Source organism: Bradyrhizobium sp. BWA-3-5, from assembly GCF_032917985.1.
Taxonomy (GTDB): domain Bacteria; phylum Pseudomonadota; class Alphaproteobacteria; order Rhizobiales; family Xanthobacteraceae; genus Bradyrhizobium.
This window is the reverse complement of the sequence record NZ_CP136626.1, coordinates 5,114,989-5,133,614: the sequence shown is the minus strand read 5'-3', so window position 1 is coordinate 5,133,614 and position 18,626 is coordinate 5,114,989. Positions and strand designations below refer to the sequence as shown.

The following is an 18,626-nucleotide window of genomic DNA, read 5'->3' as shown; positions in this document are numbered from 1 at the left end:
CCGGGCCGTCATCGGGGCTGACTTGTCCGCGGCTCGCATCACTGGCCAGATGTGGTGACCGTCGAGATGGATGATGTCGAAGGTCTCGCGTACCTGGCCAACCTGATCAGGTTGAGCAGCGATGTTACCAGGGTAGTTTCCCAGAAACATGATGTTTCGATCAACAAACGAGGCGAGCTACGTCGGCTCTGCGGTCGCTCTCATGCGGAGATTACGCTGCATGCGTCGGGATTTAGATTGCAATCCTGACGAAGACGAGGGCGTCCATATCATATTCCTACGGTGTTGGCCCTGGAACATCATTCGCGGCGCTGGCATGCATCGCCCAAGCGAAAATTATCCTATTGGCGCAGGCTGCCGGTGGTTTTTAAGGCATTGTCTGCAGAGACCTTCATTTGGGCAACCGCATACGGACGGTCAGAGCCTCGCTGGAGGGTGGCTGTCCTCCACGTCTGTGGCGCGGCAGTGATCGCTGTCCGTCAGAACAAGATCGTTGAATTGCAAGTTCACTCGCATTCATCTTCTAAGGTGATCGAGTTTGCCGTGATAACCATCGGCTTTTCGCTCCGCACATTTATCTTCTCGGCATTCCTTGGCGAGATGATCCAATCCTCTCATCAATCAACTTAGGTCTGGAGGGGCGTTGGTTTCAGCGCCCTTCGGACGGTCACAGGTTCTATACGGCTTTTTGCAGCTTCGCTCACCGAGAGAGTGCCCGCGTTTCAACTCACCATTCGCTCATGCGTTCTGCTGTCTGCGCTACGGTCGTGGTTGCACCAGATTCACACTCTCTCTTTGGAGTTGCGGCTTGCGCGGTTTGCTTAGGTTCAGCTCTGGTCTAAACAGTATCTTCCTGGAAAGCAGCCACTATCGAGTTCGGGTCGACGACATTTCGAACTTCGCGAAGTAGCTAAGCCTAATTGCTCGCGCGAGGTGATCCGATAGGACTGCCCAAAGTGCCGCCGCCACCGCCAGTTCAAGGTGTTCGGAAGGAGCGAGGAATAGGCTAACGGAAGGGCCGCGTCTCGGCAGACGTCGCCGGGCGTGAGACCCTCGCGGCGCACGATAATGATAAAGGCGTGGCGTGGCACTGGGCACGATGGCAACTCCTTCAACCGACCGCAGACACGTGGGGAGCAGAGGGTGGCCTCGAATCGGATAGGGGTTGAGGTCACACGCTGCAATGCTCGCCGAGCAATTTGAGATCAATGCCGTAGGCGATGCGGATCCCGGAGGGGCCCCAAAGGACGTGCTCGAGACAGTTGCGACACCAGCGTCCACCAATAACGTCTTCCCGACGTCATCCGCATTGAGCTCACGGCCATTTGGCTTGGCGCGCCGATTCGCGCAGATCGAGATAAAAGTAAAATCCACCGTGGGCGGCAGGCTGGGGGAAGACCAATTATAGCCCTGAGCGGATCGACAACCCCGAGCGCTCGGCTTGGCAACATGGCGCAATCGCAATTGAAAGGGATCAGTCCCCGGCTCTGGGCAATGAAGTAGCACGTGCTGTGCAATTACATTCGGGTCTGATGTTGTATAACTCTGTAGCGCATTGACCGCGCTGATCACCGCATTCGGGACGGCGGCATAGCCAATCCGCTAGCCGGTCAAGGCCAACGACTTCGAAGACGGAATAACGATCAAAGTACGATCGCGTGCTTCTGGTGTTACCCAGACGACCTGATGATCCCGCGGAGTTTGATGATATGAGAAGGTGGTTGCATAGCAGTCCTCCGTCATACGAGAATACTGTTGTATCGCTCGGACGCTATTTCCCCGACGTTTATGGGACTGAAGATATCGCGCCTCTGCACGGGCGAGCTCGTCGTAGTTTAACAGAAGAGCTCGTCGAGGGGCCCGATGCGGGGTTCAATGACGGCAACGCCGTCTTCGGCAATAACACGGCCGCAAACCCTCCGTTGCCGCTATTCAGGCTCATATGGAGTGGTTCGTCCAGATTGCCGTGGAGATGCCGGCACGACGACAAGCGGAAGCTGGTGTACCTCGTTGGAAGGATCACGATAGGAACTCGGTTGCCAGGCAGTAACAAACGAAAAGGATCTCATCCACTGTGCTCTTTCGCGAGTGAATGAGAATCGCCTCTGCTCCCGCATTTGGCATGAGCGTTGGGGTGCAAAATTGCTTCGTCGATTCCATGACCAGGCGATCAGCCTTCGATCTGTGCTACGAGGACCAGGTCTCCCGCGACCGTGTCCTTTGCCTGCGGACGACTGGAGAACTCGTCGATATCAGCAAGCGCGCTCGTCAACAAATGAGTTCATCGTCGGAAAACAACCGTCCTTAAGAGCAACGCCGGCGGCTCCTCGCTGACAGCGCTTTTGTACCAACAGGCGTGCATTGTTGAAGGTCCCGAAGCCGCTACGCCGTCACCAGTGCGGGGAGCTCGGTCGAGTTTACTACGCTCGACCACGTCTACGAGTTGTCCATGACGCCTCGTTGGCATCGCGGTAACCCGGAGAGCAGACAATTGAAAGCCATGAAGATTAGAGACCCTAAGACCAGCGCGCTTGGCAATTACGCCCGAGAGCGCATCATGCGCTTCCATGAAGAAGGAGAGTTCGCGGTTGTAGAAAATCTGAGCGCGAAGCATATCTGCTGGCGAACAGTGCGCCACCTAGGTGCGGTCTCTCACGAGGTTGTCCATCTGGTCTGGTGCCGTCCGGGATGTGGTTGGAATGTGGAAGTGGCGCAGCCTCCGACATCGTGAAGCTATCTGATTACGCGGCGAGGTCAATTGGCTGATCGATGGGCTTTGTGGCGAGTGTTTTCCAGCCATCGACCTTGCGCATGTTGATCTGGCCGGAGGCGAGCAAAGCCCAGAACAACATCGCCGCGGTGTCCGCTGATGGCAGCACAGTCTGCGTCTTTATCCGTCGCTTGAACTCCTCGTGCAGCCGCTCGATGGCATTCGTGGTCCGTGCGCTCTTCCACTGGCTCGGTGGCAGCCGCGTGAAGCTGAAGAGCCGGTCGCCAGCCTCCTGCAGGCTGTCGGCCACCGCACGATGCTTGAGCTGCCATTTGCGGATGAAGGCCTTGCGCCGCGCCTCGATCTCCTCGGGCGTCGCCGCGTAGATCATGTCGTTGTAGTCGGCGGTGATCTCCTCATGCAGCCGCTCGGGCGCATGCGCCAACAGGTTCCTGTGCTTGTGCACGGTGCAGCGCTGCACCGGCACGCCATCCCACACGGCGGCGATCGCGGCCTCAAGCCCGGGCGCGCCGTCGACGATGAGGAATTCGGGCCGCCGCAGCCCACGCCGGATGAGATCGTCGAGCACGGCACGCCAGGCTTCGGTGCTTTCGCTCCCCATCGCCTTGATTGCGAGCAGGATCTTCTGGCCGTCGGCCCGCACACCAATGACGACCAGCAGCGAGATGGCGGTCGCCTTGCGGTCGAGCCGCACGCGCACCACGGTGCCGTCGAGAATCAGCCGCACAATCGGTTCATTGGCCAACGAGCGGGCATTCCAGGCGTCCCAGTCGCTCTTCACCTTGCGCCATACCCGGCTCACCGTGTCCTTGCCGACCGCGCCAGCGAACAGAGCGCTGAGCGCCCGACGCACACGGCGCGTGTTGGTGCCGGCCAGATAACAGCTGGCGATCAGCGCGTCTGCGGCCAGTGTGCGGCGCTGGTAGGCCCGTAGCGACTGGTAGGCCCGTAGCGACTGGCTCTTCCACTCCGTGGTCTTGCCATCGGCCGTGTTGAGCCGCGCCCGCGGGACCGCGATCTCAATCGGCCCGAAGCTGCCGATCAGCGACCGGGGCCGGCTGCCGTGCCGATGCCCCGTCATGCCGGCTTTCCCTCATGGCCGACCTTCCTGCTACGTTCGTAGCGCGGACGGGCAAGGGCCGCATCGAGCTCACCGCGGATCAATTCTTCAATGAATTCCCGCGCTCGTTCCCGCACAGCAGTTTCAATCGGATCGAACCAATCATCGAAAAGCTGGGGAGCCGTCTCTCCTTCACACTGCGGGGCATGCGACTTCGTGATATTGCTGGTCATGGCGTGGTCACCGGTCCGGCGCTCTAACGCCGGATGATTCGAGGTTGATCACCTCGGAGACTACGCCACCTTCAATTCCTACCAACCCTGCTACGGGACCTCTGGTCTGAACCGAGGAAGCTGAGGTTGCGAAGCTTCAGTGTTCCAAGGAGAGACCAGATGAACGTGCACAAGAATGCGCCTATGACGCCCAAAGGTCGAGAGGCGATGGTGCGTAGCGTGGTGGAAGGAGGACTGAGCAGGGCCGACGCGGCCTATCAGTTCAACACGACGCCGAAGACCGTTGCCAAATGGGTCAAGCGGTTCCGCGCAGAAGGTGTGGAGGGGTTTGCGTGACCGCTCCTCCAGGCCCCATTCATCGCCAAGCCAAACCCCGCCAGCCACGTGCACGGTCATCGAAGCCTTGCGCCGGCTGCGCCACACCGGCAAGCAGATCGCAGCCGAGGTCGAGGTGTCACCGGCCACCGTCAGCCGCGTCCTTCGCCGCCTGCGATTGAACCGGATACGCGATCTGGAGCCGGCCGGGCCGGAGCGTCGCTATGAGCGCGAGAGCCCAGGCGAGATCATCCACATCGACATCAAAAAGCTCGGCCGCTTCGAGCGCGTCGGCCATCGCATCACCGGCGATCCGAGCGGCCCGAACAAGAGCCGCGGCGCCGGCTGGGATTTCGTCCACGTCTGCATTGACGACCATTCCCGCGTCGCCTTCACGGAGATCAAGCCTGGCGAGACGGCGGACAGCGCCGTTTCCTTTCTCAAATCGGCTGTGGCTTATTACAAAAGCCTTGGCGTCACCGTCACTCGCGTCATGACCGATAATGGCAGTTGCTATCAGCCCTTCGCCTTCCGCGACGCTTGCTATAGACTCTCAAACGCCGATCAGCAGGCTCGGTTTGACCAAGGACAATCTCTTGAGGCTCCACACCTAGGGGGCCGCTGACGGGAGCAGTTGTGTCTGGCGTTGCATACTGAACCGTTTGCGGGTGCGTTTGAGCAGCCTGATTATTCCGTCATCAGTGGCATGCTCCCCTACCTAGATCAATTACCGGTCTTGGTAGTGGATTCGGAGCGAAAGGTGCTGCATCTCGCTGTAGCAACTCAGCGCGCGTGACGGAGAGCCCACCGGGATCTGAACCGGCGGCTCTGCTGCATTCTGAGTGGCTTCCGGCTATAAGGGCGGCGGGGGCCAACTTGATCGCGCGTTGACTGCGTTGGCCCGCCAATATAAGTGGTTTACGACGAACCGTTCATAGTTCAATTTGAATTCCATCTCGAGTAGCTAGGTGAACCTGTTCGTCCCGATCTCGGGCCTCCTGCAATGGATTGTTGTAGGCGGCGATGGTCACGCTGGCTGACAATTGTGGCTTTGTCAGCTGCATCGACGGTCGATGGCCTATTCGAACGCTACCATCTAATCTGATAGCTGACCTAATCGACGTAGCCATGGTTTACTCGATTTGAACGAGGCAGACCGAACGAGCTGCCTGGAGAAGTTTTACAGAATGCTCCACGTCGGGCCGAAGTCGCCAAGCTGCGCATGGTGCGAACTCATGTAAGCGGTCCACGCACGCTTGGCAGATGAATGGAGAAAGAAATGAAACGGCGGAGCCACCTTGCTAATGATAGTCGGCCGACCGGATATTTTCGGAACACCGCCTATATGATCAACAAGAGCCGGTCGTATTTCGATGCAGCTCACGAGGCTGGTCTCATGGCCGTCCCCGCACGTTCCAAGAGCGGTCGGAGCGTTGCTTTGGGCACTGGTCCACTTGACAGCCGACCGGAGGTAATCGATTTCGTGCGATGCTCTTACCTGGGCCTGGACAATCATCCCTTGATCGTCGCTGGCGCGATCGATGCGATTGAGGCGCATCGCTCATTGCACTGGTCGTGCGCACGAACGCGACTCAATTGCGATCTTCTGCCAAAGCTTGAAGCAACCCTGTCGGAGATGTTCTGTGCACGCGTTATTGCGTTTTCCACTGTCATGCTCGCTAATCTGGGCGCGCTACCTCTCCTTGCTTCCGGTCAATTGACTGGCGAAAGGAAGCCGCTGGTTGTGTTCGATCGCGTTGCGCACATCTCGCTCGCTTATCACAAGCCAGTGATCGCTGACGAGGCGCAGGTAATAACGATCGAGCACAATGACGTGGACGCTCTCGAGAGCTTGTGCCGCGAGCATCCGGTGGTCGCCTATGTGTGCGATGGTGTCTATTCTATGGGCGGGAATGCACCTATAGAGGAATTGCGGCGGCTCCAGGATCGTTATGGGCTCTTTCTCTACATCGACGATGCTCACGGGATATCGGTGTTCGGACGCCAAGGCGAGGGATTTGCCCGCTCGCAGTTTGCACAAACGCTAGGTGATAGAACCGTCATAGCTGCCTCGCTCGCCAAGGGTTTTGGGGCATCGGGCGGCATGTTGATGCTTGGAACGGACCACCAGGAGTCTCTGTTTCGACGCTACTCGATTCCTTATGCGTTTTCGGTGGCGCCCAATCTGGCGGCGGTTGGGGCAGCGCTTGGCTCATGCGAAATTCACCGCTCCGTAGAACTCTGCGAACGGCAGAGGCGTTTGGCGGAGCGGATCGAAGTCTTTGACTGTCGTGTCGCAACCGCCGAGAAAGGCACTTCCCTTCCCATCAGAATGATCCCTTTTGGATCGGAGACCACGGCGATCGCAGTTGCAAGAGAGCTTCTCGATTCTGGATTCTATACGTTGGTGACATTCTTCCCGATCGTCCCGCAAGGAAGGGCAGGGATTCGGGTGTGCATTACGGCCGATCATGAGATCAGCGACATAGAGCGGCTCTGTGACTGCATCCTACAGAGGCTGCCAGACACAACGGCCAAGCCAGATGTGGCATTGGCTATTGATGGCGGCCGTTAATTGGAGGTAATTCATGGAACTAACCAGTAAGAGCAACCTGCGATCAGCTTACGCCGACAAAGTGCATGAAAGCTCGTCAAACCTCCATATGCTGGAACCAGAGAAACTCAATTTGCAAGGCGAGCGGCGCGTTGCCCTCGTTACCGGAGGAGCGCGCGGAATTGGACTTGAAATCGTGCGCCGGTTCTTGGCCGATGGGCATCTGGTCGCTTTTGTGGCGACGAGAGCGGACCATGTAGACCGGGCTCTTGAGGGTCTTAGCTATCTGGAAGAACGACTCTATGCTGAGGCAATCGACGTAACGCGACAATACGACGTGGAAGGGTTTGTTAGCCGCATCCGGGCGCGCTGGGGAAAGATTGCGATTTTGGTGAACAATGCAGGCATTTCGCCCAAGCGCGCGGACCCGGATGCAACCTGGCTTGCGCAGATGTCCGCCGTGGAATGGGCCCGGGTCATCGACGTCAATCTCAACAGCCCGTTCAATCTCATACGAATCTTGGCGCCTGAAATGATTGGGCAAAGCTATGGGCGCATTATCAATGTTGGGTCGCTCGCAGGCCGCGCCATGCCGTTGGTCGCTGGGCCGCACTATGCTGCGTCCAAGGCGGGGCTCGTCGGATTAACCCGCGCTGCGGCGCGGGATCTCGCTCCACACGGTATTACGGTCAATTGTATCGCTCCTGGTCGGATCCTCAGTGATCTGACTGGGGCAGCTGAGGCTCCGGTCAACCAGTCCGCTCTCAGCCGGATTCCGGTTGGCCGTTTTGGCACGGCCGAAGAGGTGGCGCACGTGGCAGCCTTTCTGGCCTCGCCAATGGCAAGCTTTATCACCGGCGCAACCATCGATGTCACCGGCGGCGAGTTCGCGTCCTAAGCCGAGGTTATCGCATTTTGGCACGAAAAGTCTACGTTTCGCTCGAATAGGGTGGCTGGAAAAAGGGCGTCTCGATGGGAGTGTTATCGCATCTGCGGGTGATCGAGATCGGCAGCTCGGCAGCAACGAGCTATTGCGCGCGGTTGTTTGCCGACTTTGGAGCCGATGTTCAGAAGATCGAGTCGCCCGGGGGCGATCCACTTCGCCAGAGCGCGCCACTCACGCCCAGGGGCCAGAGCGCGTGGTTCGCATTCCTGAACTTCAACAAGTCAAGCATCATCATAGATCGCGCCGAACCAGACGCTGTCACACGTCTGACGACGCTGATCGAGAAATGCGACATTTTGATCGATGGTCGCGATGTCGATTCCGCGGATTGCCCGCCCATTGATATTGCCGTGATCCGGCAGCGGCGTCCCGGGTTGGTCTACCTTGAAGCGAGCTGGTTCGGCCAAGATGGCCCCTATGCCGGGTTCGCCGCAACCGACGCCACTATCCGCGCGCTCGCCGGCCTCGTTAAACTAGTCGGACCAGTGGATGGCCCGCCGTTGCACGCACCGGATTTCCAGACGGGTATTCTTGCCGGACTTTGGGGCTTCATCGCTGCAGCGTCCTCAGCTGTTGCGCGAATGCAGGATGGGGCAGGGCGGTCGTGGTCACTGAGCATACTCGAGTCGAGTGTCGCTTTATCCGAATATCTCATGGCGGAGGCATTCGCGCGTGGCGACGTAATGCGGCGCATTGGCGTTAATCGCTTCTGGCCGGGCTTTCCGCTCGGCATTTACGAAACCAAAAACGGTTGGCTGGGGGTTACGACGGTAACGCTGGCTCAATGGCGCGCATTCTGCGATATGCTCGGCCTATCCAGGTTGCGTGATGATCCTGCTCTGGTCCTCGGTGAAGATCGTCTGCAACATGCAGAAGAGATCGAGCGGCAGTTCATGCCAAGGTTGAAGATGCGGACAGCGCAGGAGTGGTTCGCGGAGGGACTGAAGCGAAAAATACCGATCGTACCGGTGCCCGAAATGTCCGATCTGCTTCAGGACGCAGAGAAGAAGGCTCGGGGCGCAATCGTCCCAATCCTGCTTGGCGAAGAAGAAGGCCTGACCGCTGGCTCCATGCAGCGGCTGACGTTGACGCCGCCACGCCGGGGCGGAAAGGTTCCAGCTCCTGGCGAGCAGCAGGCTTTCGCGAATACGCGAAGACATCTGACCGGCACTGCGCTCGCGTCGTCGGCCTGCATCGAGGCCGGCCGGCTCCCATTGCAGGGGACTCGCGTCATCGACTTCTCGATGGGCTGGGCCGGCCCGTTATGTACGCGCACACTCGCTGATCTCGGCGCGGACGTCATCAAGATCGAGGCCATCCAGTATCCGGACTGGTGGCGCGGTGTTGACCGAAGGCAGGCTTACGTCGATGGCCAGATGTATGAAAAAACGGTGCGCTTTTGCATCATGAACCGCAACAAGCGCGGTATCACACTCGACCTGAGGCGACCCGAGGGTCTCGCTGTCGCCAAACGGCTTCTGGCGCACGCTGATATTCTCGTCAACAATTATTCAGTCGACGTACTACCGAAGCTCGGGCTTGGTTACGACGTGCTCAGAACGGTCAATCCTCGGCTTATCATGATATCTATGTCAGCCTTCGGGGCGAACAGCGTCTATCGGAATTGCCGGGCCTACGGCTCGACCCTCGAGCAGGGATCAGGGTTGCCGACCGTGATCGGAAACGCCGACGGTCCACCCGTGATGAGCCACACCGCCTTCGGGGACGCCGTCGGCGGGTTGAACGGCTGCGCCGCTATTCTGGTTGCTCTTATCTACGCGCGCACAACTGGCCAAGGGCAGTTCATCGACCTGGCGCAGATTGAATGCATGATGCCGTTCGCTGCGCCATGGATCACTGCCCACTCGATCGGCGGCATGCCGCCGAAAAGATACGGCAATCGACATCCTCAGTTCGTGCCGCACGGCTCCTTCCGGTGTGCGGGTGAGGACAACTGGATCGTGGTAGCGGTGACTGATGCCAACATGTGGAAGAGGCTTGCGCTGCTGATTGGCCGGCCTGACTGGGCGGAGGACGCATCGCTGAAATCTGCGGAAGCTCGCCGGGTTGTAGAGGATGGCATCGAGACAGGAATCACATCTTGGACGCGGACCCGCGATGCGCAGAAGGCCATGTCCGAGTTGCAAGCCGTAAACGTTGCTGCCGGAGTGGTTCGGTTGCCAATTGACCTTCTCAACGATCGGCATCTCAAGTCGCGCGCATTTCTGCAGGAAGTGGAACGCGCTTTCATAGGCTTGCACCCGCAGCCCTCGATGCCGATGCGCGAAGGTGCAAGACCCTATGCAATTCGCACAGCGGCGCCGACGCTCGGCCAGCATAACCGAGAGATTCTATCGGGACTTCTCCGCCTCTCCGACGCCGAGATCGCACGATTAGAGCGGGAGGGCATCATCGGTACGGTGATGCTCTCCGAAGGGGAGCTCGCAAGAACAAAGAAGGTGTTGTCAGAGTGATAAATCGCCACTACGAGTCAGATTGACTTCCCCTCAGGTTTGGCAGATTGGGGGCTCCCAATTAGAAATTGTGATGGCGCGGGCTCGGTCGGTCCTCGCCGGAGCAAACCGCGCATCACCACTCCGCTGCATAGAGTTAAGCGTGAAGACTGCGAATCACGGGTGTGCAGTCCGCGGCGACGCCGGCGAATTGATAAACTGGAACTGCAAGCAAATGTCCATGCTCCCTAGTGTGCCGTGCTTGTATCGAGAGGAACATCGACTGAGGCGACCCTGGCCGACCGTAGATATAGGATATGCGGCGGACCCCATTTTTGGCTCAATGAGGAAATTGTCGGATCCAAGCGTGCGTGATTACGTTAGATCGCGTAACGGTTCTTAATCGGTGAGGGCAGCGGTACGCGACTGAGATGGGTGTTGTGCCTCGATAAGTATCATACGGCGGACGCTGTCACCATGCACGTACGTTAGCCCATCGATTATTGCCGGACCGCTTTCGCGGCTCTGAGCGATCGCAGATCGCCCTCACATTGGACCCGAAAGTCTCAACTGATTGTGCGTTCAGCAAAATCGATCATTGGGTCCGGTGTCGAGCCATCCCCTCGGAGCCGCCGTCGTTCGCTTGACCAACAGCGTAGCGGGCGAGCGACGGCGGCGGAGAGAAGGCGCGCAGCATGGGCTTGAGCTCAAGCGCGATGTGGATGCCCGGACTTCTCTCTTCTGCCGCCGAGATTCTGCGTGATCACAATACCGTCGGGGCAGCGCCTAGGCAACTTCGAGGCCCTTACCATTAATCACCATGGCGCATCGATACCATCTTAGCGCGAAGCCGCCAGAAACGTCATGGTTTTCGCTAATCGCGATGCAGGCCTTCGTGATCAACCCGTGCCGCGCGGAGCCCATCTCGCGGGGGGGGGGCAGGTGAGATCTAAGAATGTTGTTGAAGTCGGTCAGACGAATGCCTTCCGTCGCCGCATGGGGAAAGATAGGCTCAAACGGTCGCGACGGCTGGCATTTGCCGGCGATCGGCACGCGGAGCGTCAAGGATATCGATCTCGACGGCCGCAAGCTCGGCTATGCCAAGCCTTGGCGGTCGGAACGTGGCCGCTCAAAGATCTCTGCTATGAGGTTTGAGGCGCGAGGGAAAATCGGCAGGGCACGAGCTTGATCCGCCAACTGGGCTTGCACTTGGAGGTGTGCGGCGGCGTCTACAGAAGAACGGAGCCGTGGTACGACGGATGGTTGCTTATCGGCGGTTTGAAGGGCTCGAGGCAGCTGCGTTGCTCGCAGTCTATCGCTCAGTGCGCCTGTTCGTGAACTTCTTCCAGCCTTCGTTCAAGCTGATCGCAAAACAGCGCGATGGCGCACGCGTCCGTAAATCTCATAGTGCGCCGACGACGCCGGATCAGCGGCTGGCAGCCGACCCACATACCTCAGATGCGGTTCGGGCCCGACTGCAGGAAATCTGCGTCAGCTTGGACCCGGTCGCGTTGCTGCGTGACATTCGGTCTGCGCAGCAACGTCTGGCCGACCTTGCCGACGTGAGGTCGGCGGGCGATTCGACTACTGCGGCCCCGCCAATCGACTTGTTCCTCGCCAGCTTGCGAACGGCTTGGAAAGAGGGCGCATCTCGACCGACGGACCGGCCGATCCTCAAAGCGAAGCGAGGTCGTCGTCGCCCTGATCCGCTCGTTCAGGCGACCCCACAGCTGCAGGAGTGGTTCAAGGCCGAGCCGTGGCGAACCGGCGCAGAGCTCCTGACAAGGCTACAAGCGGAATATCCGGGCGCGTACCCGGATAAGCTGCTGCGAACGCTGCAGCGCCGCCTCAAATCCTGGCGCAGCGAGCAGGCAAGCGCGCTGCTGTTTGGATCGGCAGATCATGCGGAGCGGTTCGACGAGACACCGGTTGCGCGGTAACAGCGCCCGCTTCTGGTACGGGGGAGGCCGGTCGTTGCGCAACCCCGGCCAGCTCCACGACCGGCCTCCCCGTACCGACCTTCCGTCTTCTTGGGAGCAAAATAAATGAGGCAATGATCGCGTCTTCGGGAACATTCATCCATGAGGCAATACGGCTCCCCACCCGGATTATCGCGCTATACCGGCACTAGCGTAGGTTGCACTATGGATACAGGAATGCAGTGGAGGGGTATGGGTTGAGGGCTGATGCGATGTCTGATCGATTTCTCGTTGTCAAACGCCATCCGGAACTGCCCCCTTTGCGTCATGAAGAACTGCCCCCACCATCGGGATTATGATCTCGGTTGAAGGTTGTTTCCGCCGGTGACGGGCCGGAGAGAGGCGGAGCCGACCGGAGGGCCGTCACCGGCGGTCGGCGTCTTGATGAGGCCGCTCGTGCGCTTGGCTCGGAGCCGGTAGCTGTCGCCGCGGATCGTCAGCACGTGGCTGTGGTGCAAGAGCCGGTCGAGGATCGCGGTGGCGACCACGGGATCGGCGAACACGGTGCCCCATTCGGCAACGCTGCGGTTCGAGGTGATCAACATGGCGCCAGTTTCATAACGCCGGCTGACCAGTTGGAAGAACAAATGTGCCGCGTCAGGTTCCAGCGGCAGGTAACCGAGCTCGTCGACGATCAACAGCTTCGGCTTCGACAGCGCGAGCAGTTTCTCGTCCAGACGCCGTTCGCCATGCGCCTTGGCAAGGCCCGCGACCAGCGTCGTCGCGGTGGTGAACTGCACCGTGTACCCGGCCAGGATTGCCTCCCGCCCCAGCGCGATCGACAAGTGCGTCTTGCCGACGCCGGGCGGCCCGAGCAGCAGCACATTCTCGCCGTTGGCGATCCAACGTGACGCGGCAAGATCGCGGATCTGCTTTGGATCGATTGACGGCTGCGCCTCGAAGTCGAAGCCAGCAAGCTCCTTCACGGCCGGGAAGTGTGCTAGCTTCAGCGCCATCTCGACGCGGCGATGGTCCTTGCGTGCGATCTCGCGCTCGCACAGCAAGATCAGCGTCTCACGCGCCGACAAGTTCGCGCGCGCCGCCTCGTCGAGCAGGCTGTCGAGCTGATCGCGGATCCCGGAGAGCTGCAATCGAGCCAGCATGGCATCCAACGGGTCGGTCGTTGCTTCCATTACCTTTTTTGCCCTCGTCATCAGAAGCTTCCTCCGACCATGGCTTCGTATTCGGCAAGAGGCCGTAACAACGACGGCGGTGAGGACGGCGCCGGCACCGCGATCTCCGCCCGGCGGACCGCCCCATTGCGACCAGCAACACCATCGAGATGGGCGGAGTCGACGATCCGCCGCCGGCGACCCTCCGATTGCTTGTGGACCGCAACCTGGTGCAATCCATGGCGGATCCGCACTTCGCCGGCCGCGATCGTCACCGCCACGCGCTCGCCAATCAGGCGCCACGGTACCGAGTAGCTGTTCGTGTCGATCTCGACGGCGCAATCATTGCCGACGATGCGGGACAGTTCACGCAAGGATCCGAACGACGGCTGCCCGCCGAGCGGCTTCAACCGATGTATCTCGTCGCGCGCGAAGCGGATGATCGGCGCCTCGCCGGTCGTGCCGTGGATACGAACGTTCGCAACCTCACGCTCCCATCTGTCGAGATGCGCCTCGAACGCTTCCCAACTTGGGAAGGAATGACCGGCGATCGCGTTCTTCTTCACGTAGCCGACGCCGTTCTCCGTCTTGCCCTTCGTGCGCGCCCGATATGGCGCGCAGGCGCGAGGGCGGAAGCCCCAATGTTTTGCGAAGGCTATCAGCTTGTCGTTGAACTGAACCGACCGGCTCACCGCGTCGTGGCGCACGACAAGCGCGCGTGGATTGTCCATCAGCACTTCCTCTGGCACGCCGCCAAAGGTCGTGAATGCGCTCTCGAGCCCGGCGAACCAATGCTCCTGCCTCTCGGCCCGGAACGCACGCACATGGAGCCGTCGCGAGTGTCCAAGCGTTGCCACGAACACGAATGCCTTGACTTTCGCCCCTCCGATCTCGACCAGGCGCTCCCCGAAGTCGATCTGCAGCTGCCGGCCCGGGGGCGTCTCAAACCGCGTCGTCGCCAGCGCCTCCGCCTTCAGCGCCTGGCGATAGGGCTGCACGGCCCGTTGCAGCGTCCGCCGGCTGACGGCCACGCCTTTCTCGGCCAGCAGGTCCTGGCGCACCACGTCGGCATTGCCGCGATGCCGAATGAGCCTCTCGCGCAGCCAACCCTCAAGGCCATCGAGGCGCTTCGGCCGCTCAGGCGACTTGAACGGCTTCACCCCGCCCGCCGCCACGTAGTCCTTCACCGTGTGATGGCTGCAGCCCAGCTGCCGCGCAATCCGCTTCACACCCCACCCGCACGCCCTCAGGCGCATCATCTCTGCCACGTCATCCGGCGTCTTCATCACCTGCCCCCGTGGATCATTCCACGGCGAGCCTTCAGTGATTCGTTCCCACTTCATTCACTCTCTCCTCAGCTATCCGAGGAGGGGGCAATTCCTCGTGACGCTGAGGGGGCAGTTTTCCATGGCGCGCGACATCTCGTCTTCGAGCTTTTCTTCAGTCAGCGCGGGCGAAGGTGGTCGTGGTCGGTCTGCACAAGGGAAGACACGCTGGTAATGACGGGTTCACGAATCAACCGATCCGCTGCCAGCTATGAAGCCAATAGGGCGCTTTTTCTATTGCTGCTGAGCGCGCGCCGTATCGCTCGCGCCTTTCGGCTCGAGAGATCCAAGATAACCAAGGGCTCGCGCGCGGCGCTCGCTTCCGCCAAAACTTTAGAGCTACGTGATGCTTCGATAAACGGCCCGCTTGTAAGCCATTCCCGTCCGGAGACGCTAGATTAGTAGTGGCTAGCGTTCGGTGCTTGCTAAGGCACCCCGATCGATGCCCGGTTTGTTCTCGGTCGAAGCGACGCAGAACCCAGCCACAGGAGAGACAATCGGCACGATTGCGGGCTCCGAAGAAACACTTCGCTTGAGGGAGCCGACGGCTCGAGGCTGCCCATCAAGACTTTCTCGGAACCCACGCGGCCTGCCGGTTGAACCAGTAGCCGCTGACGGAGGCCCACAGTGAGAGGGCTCTAGGGAGGACACGGGCATCCTTTATTTTAGCCGCATTGTGTTTCGAGTCGGAGTTAACGCGACCTAGACAGAGCGCCATTTCTGGGGATTGCGCGTCTTGGCCATCAGAAATCCAGAGCGACTTTCAGCCGAACTTTCTCTAGCCGATGCCTAAGTGCAGTGAGCCTGTTAGCGAACTCGGTCAACTCGCGAACATCGAATTCACCAAAAACGAATTCATCGAGTGCGTCCTGTTGTGCCGCGTGGCTCGCGAGATGCTTGTAAGTCTTGTCCGTTAGCGACATCTGTACGACCCTAGCATCGCTTGCGGAGGGCGTGCGCCGCAGAACACCCTTTTTCTATAGCAGCTTTGATTGGGTCGTGACGAATGAAGGGTCGACGTGCATTATTTTGACACTACGTTGACAGGAACACCGTTTTCTCTTTCCAAGTCTGCCAAGGCCATCAAGATCATCCACTGTGGGCCAGTGATGCCAAGCATATTGGCCTGGAACTGGCGAAGTTCCTCCAGACACACATTGATGGATCTGATCTCCCACATGAATTGCCGGGCCACCTCCTGACTCTCAGCAGAGCGACTACCGACCGTTCTTGCTAGGCTAGGCAAATCCGACGGCATCGTATGTCAGGGTTTCCATCCTTGGCTTGTTTCCGCTTAGCGCAAACTGAAAACAAGGACAATGCCGCCGGAGGAAAACAGATGAAATCGTTGGTACGGTTCGGACAAAAGTGACGCGTCACGAATACAAGCGAGGGAATTAAAGACGCGTTATGTGCGCTACGTACGGACCTGCTGCCTTACGAGATTGAGAATTCTCACGACCCATCGAAAGACGACCTGCTGAACGCGGAGAGAAAAGTCACTCCAGGGTCACGACGCTTCCTTTACGCCGGGTATTTCGGTCTGGCCTTGCCTGCGGTGATCCTGTCCTGGAATAAAGCGCCGGGAGCTCTCCTCGGTGTCGCGACTATCTTAGCCGTCATGGCAACGACCGTTTCCCTTCTCACTTCTGCACTGGCCAGGCGGCACTCTGTGCCGGTATTACTATCCTTGTGGGTTGTGCTGAGCACCTCAATACTCGTTGCGCTTCTATTTCTATCATCTCTTTTCCTAGGGATCCCGGAAAGAGGGGCAGTTTTCGTGGGCAGGCTGCTTGGCCACCCGCGCCTCGCTATTTCTTCAAGCAACGCCTCAGCTGTCGTCATCGAGCCGGAAAAAAGACTCTGCCAGATGTAATCCGGCACCAATGGTGGTCGTTTGATCTTCCAGACCAGTGAGCCATGTCTTTACAGTGCTTTGATTACATTCACCGCAAGGGCACAGCCGGTGGGCGCGCTTGTGGCAAGGGTGGCGTCCGGTTGGCGACGCCGGTCCAGGTGGCGACGGCGGTCTGGGTGGACACAGTGGAGGTTATGGACGGACGCCAGGCTGGTCCGCCGGGACCCGCTGGAAAGGCAGGAATCATGGTCAGGAGGGGATCACCCAGCAAGGAGGGTAGTTTTACGAAACTGCCCTTCTAAGCGTTCCACCATTTTCATCCTGGCACGCGACGGTACCGGCACGAAGCGTGCTCTGCCGCGTGCAAGCGAACTTTGCGGTCGGGTACAGAAATCGGCGCGCATGGCCAGCGAAAGGGCAGCTCAAGCTCGAAAGACAATCACCGGGTCTGCGCGCTTCAAAGGCAACCATGCGGCATTTTAATGGGTGTCTCGCAGGAGGCTTCCGCTGCGAATCCAGTTGCTCGATGGCCGAATAAGTGAATAGGCCAGCGAAATGGCGTTTGGCAAGCGTACGTGGACGTACGGATCGGCCGACCGAGTTGAAGTTTCAAGGTGACTCGATAATGGAGCGAATCGTCAGCCCCCAGCCACCTGCTGCGCTGGCCGGTACATCTGTCGACTTAGCAACAAGGGATTCCGTCGCTTCAAAGCGATGTCGTCGTCGGGAAGAAGCCAGAAATTCCCATTACTCATGGCCATAGCAGCAACGAGAGTGTGAGCCGCCGCATAAGCCTGCACTCCAAGTTTTCCGAACCAACTTGGACTTCGTTGTGTACGGCCGGCAGCTTCATAGAATAGCTCCCAGTCGCTCCTCCGGAAGCCGTGAGATTGCCTGCCGAACCTCTTCCAACGATCATGTCAGCAAGCCGCTATCGATAACATTAGAGGCCGCTCCACGCGATGGAGGCAGTTTCATTTAGCGGATCGATCGCAAAAATGCCTGTGTAATGTAGCGTCACTTTGCCTTGCTGCTGATTCCGATGATCTCGCCCCGGGTGTACCGATATGATCTCGCCCAGGATTCCGAGATGATCTCGCCCACCATTCCGATTTGATGTCGCCCGGGCGCGAGGCGTTCTGGCTGTCAGTTTTCTGGCATCGGGCAAGCCGCGGGGTCAACCTTGAAACGCGGCTTCGGGTCTTCTTCGTCTGCTGTTTCTGTGGGCATGTGGGCAACGCCCTTGCGTTGTCCAAGCGCAGCGGCATGTCCACAGCGCCACTTGCTCAGGCTTTTCGGCCGGGCTTACGGGTTCGCCGCATGCTCTCGCCGTTGAGATCGATCCGGTGGGCGTTATGGACCAGGCGGTCGAGGACGGCGTCGGCGTAGGTGGGGTCGCCAATCAGCGCGTGCCATTGATCAACGGGGAGCTGGCTGGTGACGACGGTGGAGCGGCGGCCGTAGCGGTCCTCAAGGATCTCCAGGAGGTCGTGCCGGGCCGCGGCGTCGAGCGGCTCAAGGCCCCAGTCGTCGAGGATGAGGAGATCGACGCGGCCGAGCGCACGCAGGAGCCGGGGATGGCGGCCGTCGCCGCGTCCCAGGGCGAGATCGGTGAACAGCCGCGGGACACGCTGATAGAGCACGGAGCGGTTGTCGCGGCAGGCCTTGTTGCCGAGCGCCGAGGCGATCCAGCTCTTGCCAACACCGGTCGAGCACGTGGCATACTACCCAAGAACAGCCGTTTGAAGTTGCCATTCGATATCCGCATCATCCGCTCGCCGGCGAGCGCGTCATCGTTCTGCGGCGAGTCAATCATGGCGATCGCTTGCATTTCGTGATTGAGCAGGCAGATGGCACCCGGATCTTGGTGCCGGCCTGGATGACAGAGACGTGGGCAGCGACGCTGCCGATGGTTGAAGTCCCTCGGCTTTCCTTGGATTCACTGCGCGAACTTCGCAGCCTCGCGGCGGCACTGCGCGTACCCTCGTCACCGTCGTCCGAAACGAGTCGGACGGTTGGAGGCGATGATGGAACAACAGTGGCGGCAACTTCTGGAGCTG

At 59.5% G+C, this 18,626-nt stretch carries 6 protein-coding genes and 4 pseudogenes; 5 read left to right on the top strand and 5 right to left on the bottom strand.

Annotation, left to right across the window (positions count from 1 at the left end; translation table 11 throughout):
* Window positions 1-2,741: 2,741 nt before the first annotated feature.
* Window positions 2,742-4,024, bottom strand: a pseudogene (locus RX331_RS24725) (IS256 family transposase).
* A gap of 159 nt (window positions 4,025-4,183) precedes the next feature.
* Here RX331_RS24725 and RX331_RS24715 point away from each other — a divergent pair.
* The 4 genes and pseudogenes from RX331_RS24715 to RX331_RS24700 form a co-directional block, all read left to right on the top strand.
* Window positions 4,184-4,883: pseudogene (locus RX331_RS24715) on the top strand (helix-turn-helix domain-containing protein); the annotation flags it as partial.
* Window positions 4,884-5,618: 735 nt separating this feature from the next.
* Window positions 5,619-6,914, top strand: coding sequence for an aminotransferase class I/II-fold pyridoxal phosphate-dependent enzyme (locus RX331_RS24710; protein ID WP_317252466.1), 1,296 nt, complete (start codon window positions 5,619-5,621; stop codon window positions 6,912-6,914).
* 13 nt (window positions 6,915-6,927) lie between these two features.
* A complete protein-coding gene (locus RX331_RS24705) occupies window positions 6,928-7,791 on the top strand; it encodes an SDR family NAD(P)-dependent oxidoreductase (RefSeq protein WP_317252465.1) in 864 nt (287 codons plus the stop codon).
* A 74-nt stretch (window positions 7,792-7,865) separates the two neighbouring features.
* Window positions 7,866-10,313, top strand: coding sequence for a CoA transferase (locus RX331_RS24700; protein WP_317252464.1), 2,448 nt, complete (start codon window positions 7,866-7,868; stop codon window positions 10,311-10,313).
* Between the two features lie 765 nt (window positions 10,314-11,078).
* On the opposite strand, the gene RX331_RS24695 is transcribed toward RX331_RS24700, so the two are convergent.
* The gene (locus tag RX331_RS24695) at window positions 11,079-11,357 is read right to left on the bottom strand and encodes a hypothetical protein (protein WP_317252463.1); all 279 of its coding nucleotides are present in this window, start codon (window positions 11,355-11,357) and stop codon (window positions 11,079-11,081) included.
* Between the two features lie 167 nt (window positions 11,358-11,524).
* Here RX331_RS24695 and RX331_RS24690 point away from each other — a divergent pair.
* Window positions 11,525-12,232 (top strand): annotated as a pseudogene (locus RX331_RS24690) (ISNCY family transposase); the annotation flags it as partial.
* Window positions 12,233-12,564: 332 nt separating this feature from the next.
* Here RX331_RS24690 and istB read toward each other — a convergent pair.
* From istB to RX331_RS24670, 3 genes and pseudogenes are all read right to left on the bottom strand, one after another.
* Window positions 12,565-13,425: an IS21-like element helper ATPase IstB gene (gene istB / locus RX331_RS24685; protein ID WP_317252462.1), complete on the bottom strand. Its 861-nt coding sequence runs from the start codon at window positions 13,423-13,425 to the stop codon at window positions 12,565-12,567.
* Window positions 13,425-14,726, bottom strand: coding sequence for an IS21 family transposase (gene istA / locus RX331_RS24680; RefSeq protein WP_317252461.1), 1,302 nt, complete (start codon window positions 14,724-14,726; stop codon window positions 13,425-13,427). The genes istB and istA overlap by 1 nt, the downstream gene beginning before the upstream one ends.
* A gap of 3,126 nt (window positions 14,727-17,852) precedes the next feature.
* Window positions 17,853-18,275 (bottom strand): annotated as a pseudogene (locus RX331_RS24670) (ATP-binding protein); the annotation flags it as partial.
* Window positions 18,276-18,626: the final 351 nt, after the last annotated feature.

Coding starts and splice junctions, on each gene's coding strand:
- RX331_RS24705 (WP_317252465.1), top strand. CDS start 6,928: ATGGAACTAACCAGTAAGAGCAACCTGCGATCAGCTTACGCCGACAAA.
- istA (WP_317252461.1), bottom strand. CDS start 14,726: ATGAAGTGGGAACGAATCACTGAAGGCTCGCCGTGGAATGATCCACGG.
- RX331_RS24700 (WP_317252464.1), top strand. CDS start 7,866: ATGGGAGTGTTATCGCATCTGCGGGTGATCGAGATCGGCAGCTCGGCA.
- istB (WP_317252462.1), bottom strand. CDS start 13,425: ATGACGAGGGCAAAAAAGGTAATGGAAGCAACGACCGACCCGTTGGAT.
- RX331_RS24710 (WP_317252466.1), top strand. CDS start 5,619: ATGAAACGGCGGAGCCACCTTGCTAATGATAGTCGGCCGACCGGATAT.